Source organism: Streptomyces sp. NPDC051555 (assembly GCF_044454405.1).
Classification (GTDB): Bacteria; Actinomycetota; Actinomycetes; order Streptomycetales; family Streptomycetaceae; genus Streptomyces.
The window spans coordinates 1-19336 of the sequence record NZ_JBITDP010000012.1; the positions used below are offsets into that span (position 1 = coordinate 1).

The 19336-nt window shown below is 71.8% G+C and carries 20 protein-coding genes; 15 read left to right on the forward strand and 5 right to left on the reverse strand.

Annotated features, from left to right (window positions below):
• The first annotated feature begins 120 nt into the window (after positions 1-120).
• The 8 genes from ACIBEA_RS23520 to ACIBEA_RS23555 all read left to right on the forward strand — a co-directional run bounded on the left by ACIBEA_RS23520 (position 121) and on the right by ACIBEA_RS23555 (position 6910).
• On the forward strand, positions 121-774 hold the full coding sequence (locus ACIBEA_RS23520; protein WP_399263979.1) for an HAD family hydrolase: 654 nt from the start codon (positions 121-123) through the stop codon (positions 772-774).
• Between the two features lie 43 nt (positions 775-817).
• The gene (locus tag ACIBEA_RS23525) at positions 818-2059 is read left to right on the forward strand and encodes an MFS transporter (protein ID WP_399263981.1); all 1242 of its coding nucleotides are present in this window, start codon (positions 818-820) and stop codon (positions 2057-2059) included.
• Entirely contained in the window at positions 2031-3179 is a 1149-nt protein-coding gene (locus ACIBEA_RS23530; RefSeq protein WP_399264389.1) for an acetoin utilization protein AcuC, read from the forward strand. The genes ACIBEA_RS23525 and ACIBEA_RS23530 overlap by 29 nt, the downstream gene beginning before the upstream one ends.
• Before the next feature lie 105 nt (positions 3180-3284).
• Positions 3285-4100 carry a phosphatase gene (locus ACIBEA_RS23535; RefSeq protein ID WP_399263983.1) on the forward strand — a complete coding sequence of 272 codons (816 nt, stop codon included), beginning with the start codon at positions 3285-3287 and terminating at the stop codon, positions 4098-4100.
• Between the two features lie 141 nt (positions 4101-4241).
• Positions 4242-4451, forward strand: coding sequence for a helix-turn-helix domain-containing protein (locus tag ACIBEA_RS23540; RefSeq protein WP_008738568.1), 210 nt, complete (start codon positions 4242-4244; stop codon positions 4449-4451).
• Positions 4452-4603: 152 nt separating this feature from the next.
• Complete coding sequence (locus ACIBEA_RS23545; RefSeq protein ID WP_003948845.1) at positions 4604-4702, forward strand: 30S ribosomal protein bS22; 99 nt, start codon at positions 4604-4606, stop codon at positions 4700-4702.
• A 91-nt stretch (positions 4703-4793) separates the two neighbouring features.
• Positions 4794-5891, forward strand: a complete 1098-nt coding sequence (locus tag ACIBEA_RS23550) for an NAD-dependent epimerase/dehydratase family protein (RefSeq protein WP_399263985.1) — start codon at positions 4794-4796, stop codon at positions 5889-5891.
• Positions 5891-6910, forward strand: a complete 1020-nt coding sequence (locus tag ACIBEA_RS23555) for a lysophospholipid acyltransferase family protein (RefSeq protein WP_399263987.1) — start codon at positions 5891-5893, stop codon at positions 6908-6910. Before ACIBEA_RS23550 ends, ACIBEA_RS23555 begins: the two co-directional genes overlap by 1 nt.
• A gap of 115 nt (positions 6911-7025) precedes the next feature.
• Here ACIBEA_RS23555 and ACIBEA_RS23560 read toward each other — a convergent pair whose 3' ends face one another.
• The 3 genes from ACIBEA_RS23560 to ACIBEA_RS23570 all read right to left on the reverse strand — a co-directional run bounded on the left by ACIBEA_RS23560 (position 7026) and on the right by ACIBEA_RS23570 (position 10650).
• Positions 7026-8237 carry a DUF5667 domain-containing protein gene (locus tag ACIBEA_RS23560; RefSeq protein WP_399263989.1) on the reverse strand — a complete coding sequence of 404 codons (1212 nt, stop codon included), beginning with the start codon at positions 8235-8237 and terminating at the stop codon, positions 7026-7028.
• A gap of 190 nt (positions 8238-8427) precedes the next feature.
• Complete coding sequence (locus ACIBEA_RS23565) at positions 8428-9249, reverse strand: ECF subfamily RNA polymerase sigma factor, BldN family (protein ID WP_399263991.1); 822 nt, start codon at positions 9247-9249, stop codon at positions 8428-8430.
• Positions 9250-9633: 384 nt separating this feature from the next.
• The gene (locus ACIBEA_RS23570; protein WP_399263993.1) at positions 9634-10650 is read right to left on the reverse strand and encodes an HAD family hydrolase; all 1017 of its coding nucleotides are present in this window, start codon (positions 10648-10650) and stop codon (positions 9634-9636) included.
• A 70-nt stretch (positions 10651-10720) separates the two neighbouring features.
• Between ACIBEA_RS23570 and ACIBEA_RS23575 the strand changes: the two genes are divergently transcribed.
• From ACIBEA_RS23575 to ACIBEA_RS23600, 6 genes are all read left to right on the forward strand, one after another.
• Positions 10721-10999 carry a glutaredoxin family protein gene (locus tag ACIBEA_RS23575; RefSeq protein ID WP_399263995.1) on the forward strand — a complete coding sequence of 93 codons (279 nt, stop codon included), beginning with the start codon at positions 10721-10723 and terminating at the stop codon, positions 10997-10999.
• Between the two features lie 273 nt (positions 11000-11272).
• Entirely contained in the window at positions 11273-12079 is an 807-nt protein-coding gene (locus ACIBEA_RS23580) for a redox-sensing transcriptional repressor Rex (protein WP_399263997.1), read from the forward strand.
• Complete coding sequence (locus tag ACIBEA_RS23585) at positions 12076-13839, forward strand: glutamyl-tRNA reductase (protein WP_399263999.1); 1764 nt, start codon at positions 12076-12078, stop codon at positions 13837-13839. Before ACIBEA_RS23580 ends, ACIBEA_RS23585 begins: the two co-directional genes overlap by 4 nt.
• Entirely contained in the window at positions 13836-14804 is a 969-nt protein-coding gene (hemC, locus tag ACIBEA_RS23590; protein ID WP_399264001.1) for a hydroxymethylbilane synthase, read from the forward strand. Before ACIBEA_RS23585 ends, hemC begins: the two co-directional genes overlap by 4 nt.
• Entirely contained in the window at positions 14801-16468 is a 1668-nt protein-coding gene (locus ACIBEA_RS23595; protein WP_399264003.1) for a uroporphyrinogen-III synthase, read from the forward strand. The genes hemC and ACIBEA_RS23595 overlap by 4 nt, the downstream gene beginning before the upstream one ends.
• 78 nt (positions 16469-16546) lie before the next feature.
• Positions 16547-17776, forward strand: coding sequence for a HEAT repeat domain-containing protein (locus tag ACIBEA_RS23600; RefSeq protein ID WP_399264005.1), 1230 nt, complete (start codon positions 16547-16549; stop codon positions 17774-17776).
• On the opposite strand, the gene ACIBEA_RS23605 is transcribed toward ACIBEA_RS23600, so the two are convergent.
• Both ACIBEA_RS23605 and ACIBEA_RS23610 read right to left on the reverse strand, forming a co-directional pair.
• On the reverse strand, positions 17754-17936 hold the full coding sequence (locus ACIBEA_RS23605; RefSeq protein WP_399264007.1) for a DUF397 domain-containing protein: 183 nt from the start codon (positions 17934-17936) through the stop codon (positions 17754-17756). The genes ACIBEA_RS23600 and ACIBEA_RS23605 overlap by 23 nt on opposite strands.
• Positions 17933-18718 carry a helix-turn-helix transcriptional regulator gene (locus ACIBEA_RS23610; protein ID WP_399264008.1) on the reverse strand — a complete coding sequence of 262 codons (786 nt, stop codon included), beginning with the start codon at positions 18716-18718 and terminating at the stop codon, positions 17933-17935. Before ACIBEA_RS23610 ends, ACIBEA_RS23605 begins: the two co-directional genes overlap by 4 nt.
• Before the next feature lie 91 nt (positions 18719-18809).
• On the opposite strand from ACIBEA_RS23610, the gene ACIBEA_RS23615 reads away from it, so the two are divergent.
• Positions 18810-19334: an ATP-binding protein gene (locus tag ACIBEA_RS23615; RefSeq protein WP_399264010.1), complete on the forward strand. Its 525-nt coding sequence runs from the start codon at positions 18810-18812 to the stop codon at positions 19332-19334.
• Positions 19335-19336: the final 2 nt, after the last annotated feature.

Sequence of the window (19336 nt, forward strand, 5' to 3'; positions counted from 1 at the left end):
CTGCAGGGGGGACCCTGTGGGAGAGTAGGACGCCGCCGAACAATTTTTCCGGGAAAGCCCCGCACCTTATGGTGCGGGGCTTTTCTGCGTTCCGGACCAGAAATACGTAGGGTCGGGTGCATGAGCTACGACCTCGTCATCTTCGACAACGACGGCGTGCTGGTGGACAGCGAGCCGCTCTCCAACACCATCCTCTCCGGGTACCTGACCGAGCTGGGGCACCCCACCTCCTACGAGGAGTCCCTGCGCGACTACATGGGGGCCGCGGTGCACCGGGTGCACGACACGATCCTGGAGCGGACCGGCGAGCGGCTGCCCGAGGACTTCGACGACACCCTCCACGCCCGGGTGTTCGCCGCCTTCGCGCGGGAGCTGCGGCCCGTCGCGGGCGCCGTGGAGGTCCTGGAGGAGCTCACCGCACGCGGGATCCCGTACTGCCTCGCCTCCTCCGGGAGCCACGAGCGGATCCGGGTCGGGCACCGCACCACCGGACTCGACGAGTGGTTCGAAGAAGAGTGGATCTTCAGCTCCGAGGACGTCGGCAAGGGGAAGCCCGCCCCCGACCTGTTCCTGCACGCCGCCGCGCGGATGGGCGTCGAACCCGCGCGCTGCGTCGTCGTCGAGGACAGCCCGCTCGGGGTGCGGGCGGCCCGGGCCGCCGGGATGGACGTCTTCGGCTTCACCGCGATGACCCCGGGCGATCGGCTCGCGGGCGCCACCGGCCTGTTCGGCGAGATGAAGGAACTCCCGGGGCTTCTCCAACTCGATATGTGATCGCTCTACCCACGGGTAGCACCCGCGCCTACGCTGAGCCGCCATGACAGCAGACGTGCGGCTGCGCCGTGGACGAGGGTCCCTGGGCTTCAGCTTCTTCGTGCAGGGCGTGACCTTCGCCCTGCTGGTGACCCGGATCCCCGCGATCCAGGACCAGTACGGGATATCCGACGGCCTCCTGCCCGCCTTCCTCGCCGCCGTCCCCGTCCTCGCCGGTGTGGCGAGCGTGGGGACCGAGCACCTGGTGAAGCGGGTCGCGCCCAGCACCGTACTGCGCTGGGCGCAGCCGCTCGTCCTGCTCGCGCTCCTCGGCGCCGGCGCCGGGACGCGGATGTGGCACGTCGCCCTCGCGCTCGGCGCGTTCGGGCTGGCGGTGGGCGCGCTGGACGCCTCGATGAACATGCTCGGGGTCAGCCTCCAGCAGACCTACGGCCGCAGCATCATGCTGGGCTTCCACGCCTCGTACAGTCTCGGCGGGATCGTCGGGGCGTCCGCCGCGTGGGCGGGCGCGCACTGGCACCTGTCCCTCTTCACCAGCTACCTGCCGGCCGTGGTGGTCCTGTTGCCGCTCGCCTTCGTGGGCAGCCGGTACTACGTCGACCAGCGCGCGGCCGACCGGGCGGACACCGGGCCCGCCGAGGCGGCGAAGGGATTGGGCACCGGCGGGTTCAAGCTGCTGCTGCCGCTCTGCCTGGTGATGGCCTGCGCCTACATCGGGGACTCGACCGTCTCCAACTGGGGTGCCAAGTACCTCAAGGACGTGCTCGGCAGCTCCGAGCAGCTCTCCACCGTCCCCTACAACGTGTACATGGTGATGACCCTGATCGGGCGGGCCGTCGGTGACCTCGGGGTGCGGCGCTTCGGCGCGGTGGCCGTCGTGCGCGCCGGGACCGTCATCGCCGCGGGCGGCTTCGCCGTGGTGGCCGGCGCGCCCGGGGCGTGGATCGGGATGCTCGGCTTCACCCTGCTCGGGATCGGGCTCTGCGTGATCGTGCCGCAGACCTTCGCCGCGGCGGGCCGGCTCTTCCCCACCGCCTCCGACACGGCCATCGCGCGGCTCAACATCTTCAACTACGTCGGGTTCCTGGTCGGGGCGCCGCTGGTGGGCGCGCTCGGCGACGCGTGGAGCTACCGGGGGGCCATGCTCGTCCCGATGGCGTTGGTCCTCGTCACACTCCTCTACGCCCGGTCGTTCGCCGCGGAGGGCGCCCGATACGGTGGCGGGCATGAGCGGCGAGTCGGTGACAGGGCTGTTGATGTGGGACGAGGCGGTAACGAAGTATGACTTCGGGCCCAGCCATCCGATGGATCCGGTGCGTCTGGCGCTGACCATGGGCCTGGTGCGTGCCTTCGGGCTCGACCGGGAGGTGGAGGTGCGCGCCGGCAAGGCGGCCGGTGACTCCACGCTGCGGTTGGTCCACCGAGAGGACTACGTCGCCGCGGTGCGGGAGGTCTCCGCCGACCCCGGGGTCGCCGACGGTTCGTACGGTCTGGGCACCGTGGACGATCCGGCCTTCCACGGGATGCACCAGGCCTCGGCGCTGATCGCCGGGCAGTCGGTGGCCGCGGCGGAGGCGATCTGGCGCGGGGAGGCGGCGCACGCCGTGAACTTCGCGGGCGGGCTGCACCACGCGATGCCGGGCGGGGCCGCCGGCTTCTGCGTCTACAACGACGCCGCCCTCGCGATCGCGCGGCTGCTGGAGCTGGGGGCCGAGCGGGTCGCCTATGTGGACGTGGACGTGCACCACGGGGACGGCGTGCAGGCGGCCTTCTGGGACGACCCGCGGGTGCTCACGATCTCCCTCCACGAGCATCCGCGGACCCTGTTCCCGCAGACCGGTTGGCCCGAGGAGACCGGCGGGCCCGCCGCCGAGGGATCGGCCGTGAACATCGCGCTGCCGGCCGGGACCGGGGACGAGGGGTGGCTGCGGGCCTTCCACGCCGTGGTGCCCGAGCTGCTCGCGGACTTCCGGCCGCAGGTGCTGGTGACCCAACACGGCGCCGACACGCACTTCGAGGACCCGCTCGCCCACCTCGCGGTGTCGCTGGACGCCCAGCGGGCCGTGCAGGAGGCCTGCCACGAGCTCGCCCACGCCCACGCGGACGGGCGGTGGCTCGCCCTCGGGGGAGGTGGTTACGCGATCGTGGACGTCGTACCGCGCTCCTGGACGCATCTGGTCGCGATCGCCGCGCACCGGCCGCTCGACCCGGAGTCGGCGGTCCCGGCGTCGTGGCGCGACGAGGCGTACGCGCGGACGCGGCAGTTGGCCCCGGCCCGGATGACGGACGGGCGCACGCCCGAGTGGCGGGAGTGGGAGTCGGGATACGACCCGGCGGACCGGATCGACCAGGCGGTGCTGGCGACCCGGCGGGCGGTCTTCCCGCTGCGCGGGATGCTGACCTGACCGAGCGCCCACAGGGGTGTCCGCGCAAGTGCGACATTAGGCCAACTGTGGGGGGCTTTCCGTGAAGTGATGATCCGTCGGATCGGGTGCGGCAGCATCGGAGGGGTGTTGAGCACCGGCGCCCTGCGTGCGCATCTGCTGGCCGCCCGGTTGGCCGGGCCCGTCGCCACCTCCCGTGAGGAGAGCCTGCGCAGCTACCGGCTGTTCGCCGCCCGTGATCCGCGGGCGCTGCTCGGGCTCGACCCGCGCGGGGGGTGGGCGCAGCCCGATCTGCTGCGGTTGATGGCGGACCGGTGCGGGGTCTCGGCGGATCCCGGGCACGTCAGCGGCCCGGACGTGATCGATCCCGAGCGGACGCTGGCCGGGCTGGACGCCTTCGCGGGGCGGTTGCGGGAGGCGGCGCTGACCCGGGCCCCCGTGCTGTTCGGCACCGGCCATCCGCACCGGCTCCTGGGCTTCTACGCCACATTGGCCGGTGCTTTGTCGGCGGTGGGATGTGTCGTCCTCACCCCGGCGCAGGGGGTGTCCGTGGACATTCCCACTCGCTTCGGCGTACGCACGCACCGCCTTGAGTACGTACGGGGGGTCGCGCTGGTACGGGAGCCGGGCGCGCGTCCGGTGGGGGGCGCCACCGGCGCACACAGTCATTCGCCGCTGCCGGTTCGGATCGCGCTGGGCGCCTTGGCGGAGTCCGGGGGGCCGCTTCCGGAACTGGTGGTGGGGGACCACGGTTGGGTCTGCGGGGCAGGTCAGCTGGGCTTCGCGGCCATCGGGCTGGCGGATACGGACGACCCCGCACCCTTCGTCGGGGAGGCCGAGGGGAGCGTGTGCGCCGTGGTTCCACTTGATGACGCGGTGCGCTCGGATTACTACCGTCCGCTCACCCGGTACGTGTTGGGGCGGGCGGGGCTCGCGGGCTGAGGTGTGGCCGGGACTGGTGCCTGTAGCTCCTCTTCCCCACTCGTATCACCCGCCCCTACTCTGGGGAGTGAGCGTGCGACGACGGGGCGTAACCGGAGGGGAAGCCGGTGCCCGTCATGCGCGGAAGGTCAAAGGTGTGTCATGGCTGCTGGCGAGAGGCCTCTCAGTGAGGTTCAGTTCCTGACCGTGGCGGAGGTCGCCTCGGTGATGCGAGTGTCGAAGATGACCGTGTACCGGCTGGTGCACAACGGTCATCTGCCCGCGATCCGGGTGGGCCGGTCCTTCCGGGTCCCCGAGAACGCGGTCCACGAGTACCTCCGAGAGTCCTATGTGGGGGTGGAGTCGGCCTGAGACTGAACTCCCCGGACACCCTCGGACACCCTCGGATTACGGGCTCAGAGTTCTGGCGGGTAGGCTAGGCCGACGTAGGTCGTGTGGGCCCAGACGCCCCGCACCGATCCCCGCTAGCGCGGGGATGTTCCGAGAAGTGAGCGAGGGTAGTCGTGGGCTCTGTCATTAAGAAGCGGCGCAAGCGGATGGCCAAGAAGAAGCACCGCAAGCTGCTCAAGCGCACCCGCGTGCAGCGCCGTAACAAGAAGTAAACGGCAGCTGTACGTGTTTTCCGCAGCCCCTCCACCATTCTGGTGGGGGGGCTGTGGTGCAGCCGGGGTACGACGAGGGAGGCGCTGAGCAGTGGGGAAGGTCGTGCTCGTGACCGGGGCAGCCCGGCAGCTGGGGGGCCGATTCGTACGCCGGATCCAGCGCGACCCGGAAGTCGAGCGGGTGATCGCGGTGGACGCGAACACCCCGCCGCACCGGCTGGGGTCGGCCGAGTTCGTCCGGACGGACATCCGGCAGTCGGCGATCGCCCGGGTGCTGGCCGAGTACGCCGTCGACACCGTGGTGCACCTCGCGGTCACCGGCGGCGGTGGCGTGGGCGCGGGCGGCGCGGGGAGCGCCGTGAAGGAAACGAACGTCATCGGGACGATGCAGCTCCTCGGGGCCTGCCAGAAGTCCCCGACGGTGCGGCGCCTGGTCGTGAAGTCCAGTACGAGCGTGTACGGGGCGGCTCCGCGGGACCCGGCCGTCTTCAGCGAGACCACCCAACCCAAGTCCTTGCCCGCCCTGGGCTTCGCGAAGGACGCGGTCGAGGTCGAGGGCTACGTGCGCGGCTTCGCGCGCCGCCGGCCCGACGTGGCCGTGTGCGTCCTGCGCTTCGCCAACATCCTGGGGCCCTTCGCGGATTCGGCGCTCGCCGAGTACTTCTCGATGCCGGTCATGCCGACCGTGCTCGGCTACGACCCGAGGCTCCAGTTCGTCCACGAGGACGACGTGCTCGACGTGCTGCGGCTGGCGGCGGGGGAGCCCCGGCGCGGCACCCTGAACAGCGGGACCTTCAACATCGCGGGGGACGGCGTCCTGCTGCTGTCCCAGTGCTCGCGGCGCCTGGGCCGACCCACGATCGCGCTGCCGCTGCCCGCGCTCACATGGGTGGGCTCCGCGCTGAAGGCGGTCGGGGTCACCGACTTCTCGCCGGAACAGACCAGACTGCTCACGCACGGGCGGGTCGTCGAGACCTCGCAGATGCGCGAAGTGCTGGGATTCAAGCCGATGTACACGACCGCCGAGACCTTCGCGGACTTCGCGCGGAGCCGGGGGAACGGGCTGCTGCCGCCGGAGCGGGCGGCGCGGGCCGTGGACCGGGTGGCGGGCGCGCTGAAGGTCGACGTCGCCGTGGCAGGAACCGGGTCCGGAGCCGGATCCGCGGCCGAAGAGGGAGCGCAGCGATAGTGGCGGACGCCAAGGTCATTCCGTTCGACGAGGACCGTCCGCGGCGGCGGGCCCGGCGGGTCCGGGCGGTCACCGCACCCGATGCCGGGGCGGGGCCCGTCGTGGCCGCCGGGTCCGTGGCGGCCGATCCGGACGCGGTGTCGGGCGGGGTGTCCGCCGTGCCCGCGCCGGCCGCCCCGAGCGGGTGGGAGCGGCGGCTCGCGGGCGGGCTGGCCTTCCTGCGGCGCCGGGTCACCGGTGACTACGAGGTCGACGACTTCGGGTACGACAAGGAGCTGACCGACCAGGTCCTGATGTCGGTGCTGCGGCCGGTGTACGACAAGTACTTCCGGGTCGAGGTCAAGGGCATCGAGAACATCCCGAAGGAGGGTGGCGCGCTGATCGTGGCCAACCACTCCGGGACGCTGCCGCTGGACGGCCTGATGATGCAGGTCGCGGTGCACGACCACCACCCCGCGCAGCGGCACCTGCGACTGCTGGCAGCGGACCTGGTGTTCATGCTGCCGGTGGTCAACGAGCTGGCGCGCAAGGCCGGGCACACCCTGGCGTGCGCGGAGGACGCGCAGCGGCTGCTGGAGGCCGGGGAGCTGGTCGGGGTGATGCCCGAGGGCTTCAAGGGGATAGGGAAGCCCTTCGAGGACCGCTACAAGCTCCAGCGGTTCGGGCGCGGGGGCTTCGTGTCGACCGCGTTGCGGGCGGGGACGCCGATCGTGCCGTGCTCGATCGTGGGGGCGGAGGAGATCTACCCGATGATCGGCAACGCCAAGACGGTGGCGCGGCTGCTCGGGATCCCGTACTTCCCGATCACCCCGACCTTCCCGTGGTTGGGGCCGCTGGGGGCGGTGCCGTTGCCGACGAAGTGGACGATCCAGTTCGGTGAGCCGATCGCCACGGACGGGTATCCGCCGGAGGCGGCGGAGGACCCGATGCTGATGTTCAACCTGACGGACCAGGTGCGGGAGCAGATCCAGCACACGCTGTACAAGCTGCTGGTGCAGCGGCGGTCGGTCTTCTTCTAGCGGTCTTCTCCCAGGTGCGCAGGTGCGTCCAGGCGCGTTTTTTCAGCGCGTCGTGGCACGGCGCAGCGCCGGCGGGGCGTGGTGCCCCGCCGGCGCTGCGCCGTGCCGGCCGTTGTCAGTCGGCGTTCTCGCCCTTGATGCCCAGGCCCGGCAGCAGGCCCGGGAGCAGGGGCGGGAGGGTGATCTCCGGGCGCGGGATCTCCGGTGCGACCGGTGGCAGCTGGTCGCCGTTGACCCCGGGCGGGTTGAGCAGGCCGTCGGCGCCGCCGATGAGGCCGCCCGTGCCCGCGGACGGGGAGCCCGAGGGAGACGGCGCGGGAGCCGCGGAGCCGCCGGACGGGCCGGTGCCCGTGGCCGGGGGCGCGGAGTGCTGCTTGCCGCTGGTGCCGGGCTTCGCCGGGGTGCCGGACGTGCCCGGTCCGCGGCTCTGCTCCGGTGGCTTGGGCAGCAGCCCCTGGTACGGCTCGACGTCATCGTCTATGGCCTGGAAGACCGACGTGACCTGTTCTCCCACGTCCGTGAGTTGGACCGGGAGCTTCTCGCGGAGCCTGCCCCACGCGTCGCGGTGGGAGCGGGAGAAGGACGACAGGGTCTGGATCGGACCGAGCGAGCCGTCCCGTTCGTGGGCGGACTGGAGGAGTCGGTGGCCCTCCTCCGCGTCGTGCTTCATGCCCGCGAGGGCCCGGCGGATCTCGCCCAGCACCTCGTGGTCCAGCGAGCCCGGCGACCTGCCGCGCTCCATCAGCCGACGGGCCTCCGACAAGCGGTTCGAGGCCTGGTCGAGATAGAGCTCGCCCCGGTCCGAATCGTCGTCGGCCATGCCCAGCTTGATGTCCTCCATGCCCAGTTTGACCGGGTAGAGGGAGTCACCGGGCAAGGCGTCGGTGCTGGCAGCGGCCACCCCACTGAAGGCTCCCGCGGCCACACCGACCGTGAGGCCGCCTGCTGCGATGCCCTTGGACCAGCGGGAGCGGGGCCGCAATTTCCGGAGCGAGGTCGCCCGGTGGGCGCCGCGACCGGTCCGCTGTTCGGGCACCAGAGGGTCCGAGGCGGCACCGCCCCCCGACCTCTCCTCCATCACCATGGTCTCCATGGCGGCCACGAGCTGCGCTCGTTGCACCACTTTGACGTCGGCGTCCATCTGCGGGCGTGGCATTTCGCCGAGCGCGCTCGCCAGGGCCAACAACCGGTCGCAGTCGGCAGGTTCGGCAGGTGCCTCGGACTGCTCGGCCGCCGGCTCCGGTTCCGAGGGTTCGGACGGGGTCCGATCCTCCAGGGCCTGGGCGAAGGCGTTCGCCCGCCGGTGCGGAGAAACGTTCGCGATCACTGGCGGCACCTCCTCTCGTCATGACGATCGACTCCCCGGGGTGTCCGGAAGGTTGCCTTCCTTGAGCGGATCCACCCTTTCGGGTGATCGCCTTCGGGCAGGGCATGTCCACAGGGAGCCTGCATTCCGCACAACGAGCGACGCGGCACTTGGGTTACGGACGAAGGATGATCGGACCACAGCGTCATGGTCAGCGGGCGTCGTCCGGGAGGAGTCGGGCCAGGGTCCGGACCGCCCGGTACTGCAGGGTTTTGATCGCGCCCTCGTTCTTCCCCATCACCCGGGCCGTCTCGGCGACCGAGAGGCCCTGTAGGAAGCGCAGGGTCACGCACTCCTGCTGTTGGGGATTGAGCTTCCGCACGGCCTCCAGCAGCGCCGCGTTGGAGAGGGACTCCAGGACGGAGTCCTCGGGGCTGCGCTCCACCTCGTTGGCGTCCAGCATCTCGCCGGTCGTGACTTCGAGGCGGAAGCGGCTGGACTTGAAGTGGTCCGCCACCAGGTTGCGCGCGATCGTCACGAGCCAGGCGCCGAAGTCGCGGCCCTGCCAGGTGAAGGTGGAGATGCGGCGCAGCGCGCGCAGGAAGGTCTCACTGGTGAGGTCCTCCGCGGTCGCCTTGCCGCCGACGCGGTAATAGATGTAGCGGTAGACGGTGTCGCTGTACTGGTCGTACAGCCGGCCGAAGGCATCGGCCTCACCGGCCTGGGCGCGCTCGACCAGGTCCATCATCCGGGCGCTGTCGCTGTCCGCGGTGGGACGGCGGGCGGTCGGCGTGGTCGTACCGGTGGCACTGCTTGAACCGGTTGATCCGGCGCCCGCGCGGCCGCGTCTGCCCACGGTCGCTCCGCCATCCGTCAGGGCATAGCAAGGACCTACGGGGCCGAGGCCGGCGGGAACCGAGGCGGCGAAAACGGGGACGGCGTACGCGGTGGGGACGAAGCCACGCAGGTGGTCGAAGACCGTTGCGCGCAGCGTAGCCAGGCCCGAGGCGTCAACCCCGACAGGTGGGTACACGAGACTCCCAGAGGCAGAGCTTCCATCACGTGCAGTGCGGGACCGTTCACTCGTCGTGGCGACGAATGGGCGGTGGCATGCGTTTGAGGAGAATAACGCTTCGTACAGGCAGCACTACACCTAGTTGCTCAAATCACCGGTTCCGTCGCTTCTGTTGCGTGTCCAGGGCATATTCAGTCGCACTCGGTGATCAGATATTGATCACTTCTGCACTCGGAATGGTGGCTTCCGGGGCGGCTCACGACCGAGTCGGGCATGCCGGAATGCCGCGCCCGGAGCGCGGGTAGACGGTGGGAATGCCCGTCGCGGGCCCGTGAGTCGGGCGCGCGGGACGCGGCGGACGGGCGGGACGCCCGTGGTTGCCGCAGGAGGGCCCGCTGAGGGCTACTTGCGGCGGCGGTGCAGGGCGATCGCGGCGGCCGCGCCGCCCGCGATCGCGCCGACCCCGGCGGCCGCCGGGACGCCGACCTTCACGGCCTTGCGGCCGGTGCGATAGTCGCGCAGTCGCCAGTCGTGCGCCCGGGCATGCTTGCGCAGTTTTGTATCGGGATTGATCGCATACGGATGTCCGACCAGTGACAGCATCGGAATGTCGTTGTGCGAGTCGCTGTACGCGGCGCAGTGCGCGAGGTCGAGGCCCTCGGCGGCGGCCAGCGCGCGCACGGCCTCGGCCTTGGCGGGGCCGTGCAGCGGCTCGCCCACGAGGCGGCCGGTGTAGATGCCGTCCACCGATTCGGCGACGGTCCCCAGGGCCCCGGTCAGGCCGAGCCTGCGGGCGATGATCGTGGCCGTCTCGACCGGGGCGGCCGTGACGAGCCACACCTTCTGGCCCGCGTCGAGGTGCGCCTGGGCCAGGGCGCGGGTGCCCGGCCAGATCCGCTCCGCCATGTACTCGTCGTAGATCTCCTCGCCGATCGACATCAGCTCGGAGACCCGGTGGCCCTTGACGATGGACAGCGCGGTGTCGCGGGCGTCCTGCATGTGCTCGGGGTCCTCGACCCCGGCGAGCCGGAACCACGCCTGTTGCCAGGCGAAGCGGGCCAGCTCGCGGCGGCGGAAGAACTCGCGCTTGTAGAGGCCGCGGCCGAAGTGGAAGATCGCGGCGCCCTGCATGACGGTGTTGTCGAGGTCGAAGAAGGCGGCGGCGAGCTCGTCGCCGGCGACCGGGAACTCGGGCTCGACGGGCTCCGGGGCCTCTGCGGCCTCGGTGTCCTCTGCGGCAGCGGTGTCCTGAGCGGCCACGGCGTCCTGTGGGTCCACTGAGTCCAGGGAGAAACCGATCGCGGCCGGATCATCGGCCAGCGCGGTCTTGCGGGCGGCCTCGGCAGAGGCCTCGCCGGCGAGCACGCTCCGCGCGGTGGCGGAGCGCCTACGGGGGGTGAGCCATCCCAGAGCGGCCATGACGCGAGCATAGCCACTGTGTTCGGAACTTCCCGAACCCGCCGGATTCCAGGGCGTGAACAATGGGTGCATGAGCCCTTTGCTGCGCCGCAAGGAAAAGAAGAGTCCGGCCGAGCGGATGGTCACCTTGATCGGTAAGCCCGGGTGCCATCTCTGTGACGACGCCCAGGAAGTGATCGGGAAAGTGTGCGCCGACACCGGTGCGCAATGGGAGAAGAAGGACATCTCGCAGGACGAGGAGCTGTACCGCTTGTACTGGGAGCAAATTCCGGTGGTCCTGATCGATGGCGAACAGCACACCTTCTGGAGGGTGAACCCTGACCGGCTCCGTCGGGCGTTGGAGGGCTGACCCCTTCGCCGGTTACCATCGTGGGCGATTTATGGGGTCTCGGGGGCGTATCGATGAGGGATGTGTGCGGTTTTGCCCCCTTCGGGATTTGAACGGGTTCGGCGCGGCGGTGGTTCCGCGTCGAGGTGCCCGGGGCGCGTGACCCCGGTCACTTTGCTCGGACAAATTGGACACTATCTTTGTGCACGCGTTCACAAAGACATAGCCTGCTTCCGACGGGGTGGTCCTGGGACAAGAGGCCACCTGCAGCCCCGCTCATCCCGCAGGAGCATCGTGGCAACTGGCCGAACTCACCGACCGGCGACCCGCAGCCGAGGTATTCCCGAGGCCACTGTCGCCCGGCTTCCGCTGTACTTGCGCGCCCTCACGGCGCTCTCCGAGCGCTCGGTACCCACGGTGTCCTCCGAGGAACTGGCGGCCGCCGCCGGAGTCAACTCCGCGAAGCTGCGCAAGGACTTCTCCTACCTGGGCTCCTACGGCACCCGCGGCGTCGGGTACGACGTGGAGTACCTCGTCTACCAGATCTCCCGCGAGCTCGGGCTGACCCAGGACTGGCCGGTCGTCATCGTCGGCATCGGCAACCTCGGCGCCGCCCTCGCCAACTACGGCGGCTTCGCCTCGCGCGGCTTCCGTGTGGCCGCGCTCATCGACGCCGACCCGGCCATGGCCGGGAAGCCGGTCGCGGGCATGCCGGTCCAGCACACCGACGAGCTGGAGAAGATCATTTCGGAGAACGGCGTCTCCATCGGGGTCATCGCGACCCCGGCGGGCGCCGCCCAGCAGGTCAGCGAGCGGCTGATCGCGGCCGGAGTGACCTCCATCCTGAACTTCGCGCCGACCGTGCTGTCGGTGCCCGAGGGCGTGGACGTGCGCAAGGTCGACCTCTCGATCGAGCTGCAGATCCTCGCCTTCCACGAGCAGCGCAAGGCCGGCGAGGGCGCCGCCGCGGCCGCGGCCGCCGACGAGGGTGCCGTCCCCGCTCCGCCGCAGCCCGCCGCTACCCGCGCCCCGGCCGCTCCCGCCGCCCCGGCGCGCAAGAGCGGCCCGGAGGGCGACGTACCGGCGGTGATGCCGGCATGAGTCTGCTCGTCGTAGGGCTGAGCCACCGCAGCGCGCCCGTCAGCGTGCTGGAGCGGGCCTCGCTCTCCACCGACGCCAAGGCGAAGCTGCTGCACGACACCCTGGCCGCCGAACCGGCGACCGAGGCGGCCGTGCTCGCCACGTGCAACCGGATCGAGCTGTACGCCGACGTGGACAAGTTCCACGCCGGTGTCGCCGAGCTGTCCACGCTCCTGGCGCAGCACAGCGGTGTCGCGCTGGAGGAGCTCACCCCCTATCTCTACGTGCACTACGAGGACCGGGCCGTCCACCACCTCTTCTCGGTGGCGTGCGGGCTGGACTCGATGGTCGTCGGCGAGGGCCAGATCCTCGGGCAGATCAAGGACGCGCTCGCGCTGGGGCAGGAACTGCACACCGCGGGCCGGCTGATCAACGACCTCTTCCAGCAGGCCCTGCGGGTCGGCAAGCGGGCGCACTCGGAGACCGGCATCGACCGGGCCGGGCAGTCGCTCGTCACCTTCGGGCTGGAGCAGCTGGCCGTGCGGGTGCCGGTGGCCGAGTGGGCCGTGGGCAAGCGGGCGCTGGTGATCGGTGCCGGGTCGATGTCCTCGCTCGCCGCGGCGACGCTGGCGCGGGTCGGGGTGGCGGAGATCGCCGTCGCGAACCGGACCGCTGCGCGGGCCGAGCGGTTGGTGGAGATCCTGCGGGTCGGTGGCGCCGTTGCGCGGGTCGTCGCCATGGCTGACGTGGCCGAGGAACTGACACGAGTCGACGTGGTCGTTTCCTGTACCGGGGCCACGGGGCTTGTCCTGACCGGGGACGACGTCGTCGGGGCGCTGGCCAAGGCCGAGGCCGAGGCCGGGGGTGCCCTGCGGGGCTTCCGGGGCTCCGCCCCGGACCCCGCGCCTCAAACGCCGGCGGGGCTGGATTCGGCGCAGCTGGATGTGGCTGTTCCGCAGGCCGTCGTTGGGAACGCCGAGGTCGTGGCGCGGCTCGTCGCCGCCGCCGCGGCCGGTGGGCGGATCGCCGATGCCGGGGCCGCGCGGACGTTGACCGCTGTCGCGGTGACCGAGCGGGACGGGTGTCCCGTCGGGCTCGACGCGCTCGCCGCCGATCCCGCGCGCAGCGCCGACGGGCGTTCCGCGCTCACCGGGGTCGACGCGACCGCACTCGAACTCCACGGCACCTGGGCCGACCAGGGCGAGGCCGCCGCGCAGCGCCAGCCGCGCCGCACCGGGCGGGCCCTGGACGCGCGGGTCGACGTACGGCTCGCGCTGCTCGACCTGGCGATGCCCCGCGACATCGACGCCGCCGTGCACCGGATCCCCGGCGTGCGCCTCGTCGACATCGAGTCGCTCGCCGAAGCCTCCGCCGACGCGCCGATGGCCGCCGACGTGGACGCCGTGCGCACGATCGTCGCGGACGAGGTGGCCGCCTTCGGGGCGGCCCAGCGCGCGGCGCACATCACCCCCACCGTCGTCGCCCTGCGCGCGATGGCCGCCGAAGTGGTGGCCATGGAAGTGGCGCGGCTCGACGGCCGGGTACCCGATCTCGACGAGCGGCAGCGGGCCGAAGTGACCCAGACCGTGCGCCGCGTCGTCGACAAGCTCCTCCACGCGCCGACCGTGCGCGTCAAGCAGCTCGCGAGCGAGCCCGGCGGCGCCGGGTACGCGGAGGCGCTGCGCGAACTCTTCGACCTCGACCCGCAGACGGTGGCATCCGTCAGCCGGGCTGACGCGGCCGATCCGAAGAACGACGACGACCCAGGACGGGCATCATGAACTCACGTCCCGACCAGCCGCTCCGGCTTGGGACACGGCGCAGCAAACTGGCCATGTCCCAGTCGGGACACGTCGCCGAAGCGGTCCGTGCCGTCACCGGCCGGCCCGTCGAACTCGTGGAGATCACGACGTACGGCGACGTCTCCAAGGAGCTGCTCGCGCAGATCGGCGGGACCGGTGTGTTCGTCACCGCGCTGCGCGACGCGCTGCAGCGGGGCGAGGTCGACTTCGCCGTGCACTCGCTCAAGGACCTGCCGACCACGCAGCCCGACGAGCTGGTGATCGCCGCGATGCCGCAGCGCGAGGACGCGCGCGACGCGCTCGTGGCGCGCGACGGCCTGACCTTCGAGCAGCTGCCCGACGGTGCGCGCATCGGTACCGGTTCGCCGCGCCGCATGGCCCAGCTGAACCACTACGCCCGCGCGCTGGGCAAGGTCATCGAGACCGTGCCGATCCGCGGCAACGTCGACACCCGCATCGGCTACGTGCACAGCGGCGAGCTCGACGCGGTGGTCCTGGCCGCCGCCGGGCTCAACCGGATCGGCCGCGGCGACGAGGCGACCGAGCTCCTGTCGGTCGACAACGTCCTGCCCGCCCCCGGCCAGGGGGCCCTCGCGGTCGAGTGCCTCGCGTCCGACGCGGACCTCATCGCCGCGCTCGGTGAGCTCGACGACCCGTACACGCGGGCCGCCGTCACCGCCGAGCGTTCCCTGCTCGCCGCCCTGGAGGCCGGCTGCAGCGCCCCCGTGGGCGCGCTCGCCGACCTGCTGGCCGACGGGCAGATTGTCAATGAAATGCGCCTGCGCGGCGTCGTCGGAACCCTCGACGGCTCGACGCTGGTGCAGCTGTCCACCACCGGACCCGTCCCCCACTCGTACGAAGAGGCAGTGGCCCTCGGCCGCGAACTCGCGGACGAGATGCTGGCCAAGGGCGCGGCCGGTCTGATGGGGGAGCGATCCCTGTGAACCCCTCACGTCCCACCAATCCCGCCTTCGCGGCCGTTCCGGCGCACGGACAGGTCATCTTCCTCGGTGCCGGTCCGGGCGACCCGGGCCTGTTGACCCTGCGCGCGGTCGAGGCCCTCGCGGCCGCCGACGTTCTGGTCGCGGAGCCGGAGGTGCTGGAAGTGGTCCGTACGCATGCGCGTACGGGCGTCGACACGCCTCAACTGACGGTCGCAGACGAGAAGTCGACGGCCGCCGGGGTCCCGGTCATCCGGGACGCGGCCAATATTGTCATGGAGGCCGCGCGCTCCGGCAGGCGGGTCGTCCGTGCGGTCGCGGGCGACCCCGGCCTCGACGGGAACGCCGCCGAGGAGATGCTGGCCTGCATCAACGAGGGCATCACCTTCGAGGTCGTGCCGGGCGTCGCGAACGCGGTCGGCGTGCCCGCCTACGCAGGTGTGCCGCTGCGCGGCCCGTCCGGCGCGGACGTGCGCTTCGTCGACGCGAAGAACGCCTCATCGCGCTGTTGGAGCGAGGTCGGCGCCAGCGACGGCACGGTCGTGGTCTCCGCGACCCTGGAGACCGTCGCGGCCGCCGCCGCCGAGCTGGTGAGCGCCGGGCGCAAGCCCGACACCGAGCTGACGGTCACCGTGGGCGGTACGACGACCCGCCAGCGGACCTGGACCGCGACCCTGGGCACCATCGCCCAGGTGTTCAAGCAGGGCAAGGTGCTCCCCTCGCCCGAGGGCTCCCGGCCGGTCATAGCCGTGGTCGGTGAGCACGGCGCCGCCGCGCGGCGCGAGGAGATGGCCTGGTTCGAGTCGAAGCCGCTGTTCGGCTGGCGGGTGCTCGTCCCGCGGACGAAGGAGCAGGCCGCCTCGCTCTCCGACCAGCTGCGTTCCTACGGCGCGGTGCCGCACGAGGTGCCGACCATCGCCGTGGAGCCGCCGCGCACCCCGCAGCAGATGGAGCGGGCGGTGAAGGGCCTGGTGACGGGCCGCTACGAGTGGATCGCCTTCACGAGCGTCAACGCGGTGAAGGCGGTGCGGGAGAAGTTCGAGGAGTACGGGCTCGACGCGCGCGCCTTCGCGGGCATCAAGGTCGCCGCGGTGGGCGAGCAGACCGCCGCCGCGCTGGTCGAGTTCGGTGTGAAGCCGGACCTGGTGCCGAGCGGCGAGCAGTCGGCCGCGGGCCTGCTGGAGGACTGGCCGCCCTACGACCCGGTCTTCGACCCGATCGACCGCGTCTTCCTGCCGCGCGCCGACATCGCGACCGAGACGCTGGTGGCCGGCCTGATAGAGCTGGGCTGGGAGGTCGACGACGTCACGGCCTACCGGACCGTGCGCGCGTCGCCGCCGCCGGCGGACACCCGCGAGGCGATCAAGGGCGGCGGCTTCGACGCGGTCCTCTTCACCTCGTCGAGCACCGTGCGCAACCTGGTGGGCATCGCGGGCAAGCCGCACAACGTCACCGTCATCGCCTGCATCGGTCCGGCGACCGCGAAGACGGCGGAGGAGCACGGCCTGCGGGTCGACGTCCTATCGCCCGAGCCGAGCGTCTCGAAGCTGGCGGAGGCCCTGGCCGAGTACGGCGCGGCCCGCCGCGACGCGGCGAAGGAGGCCGGCGAGGTCGTCTGCCGCCCGAGCGAGCGTCGGCCGGGGGCGCGGCGGCGTCGTACGACCTGACGGTCGTCGGTCGCGGAAGTCCTCCACTGGGGCCCGGGTGCGCACTGCGCGCCCGGGCCCCAGTGGCATGCTCAGGCCATGGATGAGCTGATCGCGGCGGTGGCGGCGTACGACTACGAGGCCGCCGGGGCGCTGGTGGCGGCCGGGGCCGACCCGGGCCGGGCGCTGCCCGACGGGACGACCCCGCTGCTGCGGGCGGTCGAGGGCGGCTCCCCGGCGGTGGTGTCGGCGCTGCTCGCCGAGGGGGCCGGGGAGCGGTTGCCGCAGGCGGAGCGGGACCGGCTGTTGGCGGCGGCCCGCCGGTGGTCGCTGGCGGGCGCGGAGGCGGAGCTGCGGCGGCTGACGGGGGCGCCGGGGCCGGTGGGCGTGCGCGCCGTCGAGGAGGAGTGGACCGACATCGAGGAGCTCACCCTCGGCGGATCGACGGTCCGGGACGGGCACCCGGGCGTGCTGACCGTGCTGGAGCAGGCGTTCGACATCGAGACGCCGTTGGCGGAACTGATCGACCGCGCGGCCCGTTACCCGGACGTGTGCCACGCGGTGTGGGCGGAGTCCCGGGCCGCGGTGAACTTCGGTGCCTACGCGCGGGGCTGGCCGGAGGTGGTGGCCTTCCGGGATCACCCGTCGCCCGGCCACCGCCTCTTCGCGGTGCACTGGTTGGCGTCCCGGGACTGGTGCGTGGACGCCGACGCGGACTCGTACCCGGAGCAGTGCCGGGTGCTGCTGGCCTGGGCGGCGGCGGAACCGGACGGGGGCGTGCTCGCCGCGCTCCTCGGTACCTTCGTGGGCGAAGAGGACCTGGACACCGAGGCGGCCGCCCTGCCCCACGCGGCCCACCCGGACGCGCGGGTGCGCCGCCAGGTGCCGTACTGCCTGCACCGGCACGTCGTTCCCCTGACACCCGTGGCCAGGACGGCCCTGCACGTCCTGGCGGGCGATCCGGACGCGGAGACGCGGTGCGCGGCGGCCGGTGTCCTCGGGCACGCGCGGGAGACGACGGCCGCGACCCGGGAACTGCTGCTCGCGCTGCTGGACGACCCCGAGTCCACCGTCCGGTTCGCCTCCGCCCTCGCGCTGGCGAGCGGGGTGCACCACGAGTCGGACGCGGTCGTGGGGGCGCTCGTGGCCCTGCTGGACGAGGAGGACCAGGAACTGCGCCTGGTGGGTGCCTACGGTCTGGCGCGGCGCGACGACCCGCGCACGCCGGAGGCGTACGAGCGGGTCGGGCCGCTGGGCCCGGAGTTCGAGGACGACTACCGGGCCGACGCGCTGTGGCGCTGGCGGGTCAGGCAGCGACCCAGCGAGTGAGGTTCGCCCAGGTGGTGGGGGTGAGGGTGATCGTGGGGCCGTCGGTGACCTTGGAGTCCCGGACGTGGACGGTGGTGTCTGCGCAGGCGGCCACTTCGAGGCAAGCGCCGCCCTCGCTGGTGCTGTAGCTGGACTTGAACCACGTCAGGGGGGTGCTCATGTCTCTCCTAGCAACCGGTCCAACAGGTCCTTTGTCTCCGCGAAGTTGAGGGCCTGTGACCGCAGCATCGCATACTTCTGAGTGAGGATGCTGACCTCGTTCGGGTCGCGCACGAGGAAGCTACCGCGCTGGGTTTCGGAGTAGGCGAGGTGCTGGAACTCGGGGGTTTCCAGCAGGATGAAGGCGCCGTCGAGGCCCGCGTGGGCGGTGATGCCGAGGGGCAACACCTGGAGCGAGACGGTCGGGCGGTCAGCGCAGGCGCGAAGGTGGCGCAGCTGCTCGCGGTAGACCTCGACGCCGCCGATGCGGTCCCGCAGGGCTGCCTCCCAGATGATGAAGCTGAGGGTCGGCGGGACCGGCCGGTCCAGGATCCGCTGGCGCTGGATCCGGTAGGCGGTCTGTAGCTCTATCTTCTGCTCGCCGACGAAGGGGACCCGGCAGCCGAGGACCGCGCGGGCGTAGCCCTCGGTCTGTAGGAGTCCAGGAACGGTCAGGGTGTCGTACCAGGACAGTGCCAGTGCCTCCCGCTCCCGCTCCATGTACTCCTCCGCCCAGGCGGGGATCATGTCGACCTCCGGCATCTTGTTCGCCGCCACCGTGAGGAGCCCCGGCAGGGCGAGGACGCGGTCCATCTTGTCGGCGACGTTCGGCATCAGGACGCGTCGGCCCTGCTCGATCGAGGCGACGGTCTCGATGTCGATGTGGAGCGCCTCGGCGAAGGCGCGTTGGGTCATCCCCGCGGCGACGCGGGCGGCGGCGACCAGTGCGCCGACCAACTTCATCGCGGTCTCGTTCGGCCGTGGCCTCTTGCGTGGTGGCATGTCTGTGAACTCCCCGTTCGGGCGCGAGAGATAGCCGTGCCTACCCGTACTCATGAAGGAGTACGGGTCGCTCACCTCCTCCACGCTAGTCACGCACCGCGACGATTTCGGCGTGATTCCGGAAATCGATGCCGCCCTGCTGCGCGAGCGGTGCTACCCCCGCAGCCGCCGAACCGTCCGCTCTGCCAGGGAGTTTGCGGAAGTGACATTGGACAGGTGGGGTGTGACATGCCGCCAGGATGACCTGTTGCTCTGCGTGAGCGAGCTGGCGACCAACGCCGTGCTGCGCGGGGTGCCACCCGGGCGCGGGTACCGGCTCAGGCTGCTGCGGTTCGGGGGGCTCGTACGGGTCGAGGTGCACGACAGCGGGGGCGGACGGCCGTGCGTGCAGGAACGGGACCTGGAGGCCGAGGGCGGGCGCGGGCTGTTGCTCGTGGCGGCGCTGGCGGACCGGTGGGGGGTCGGGGTGCGGGTGCCGGGGAAGGTGGTGTGGTGCGAGTTCGGGCTCGGGGAGGAGGCCGGTCGGGACCCCCTAGGCTGGGTCACGACTGCTGTCGATGCTCGAAGAGGCGACTGAAG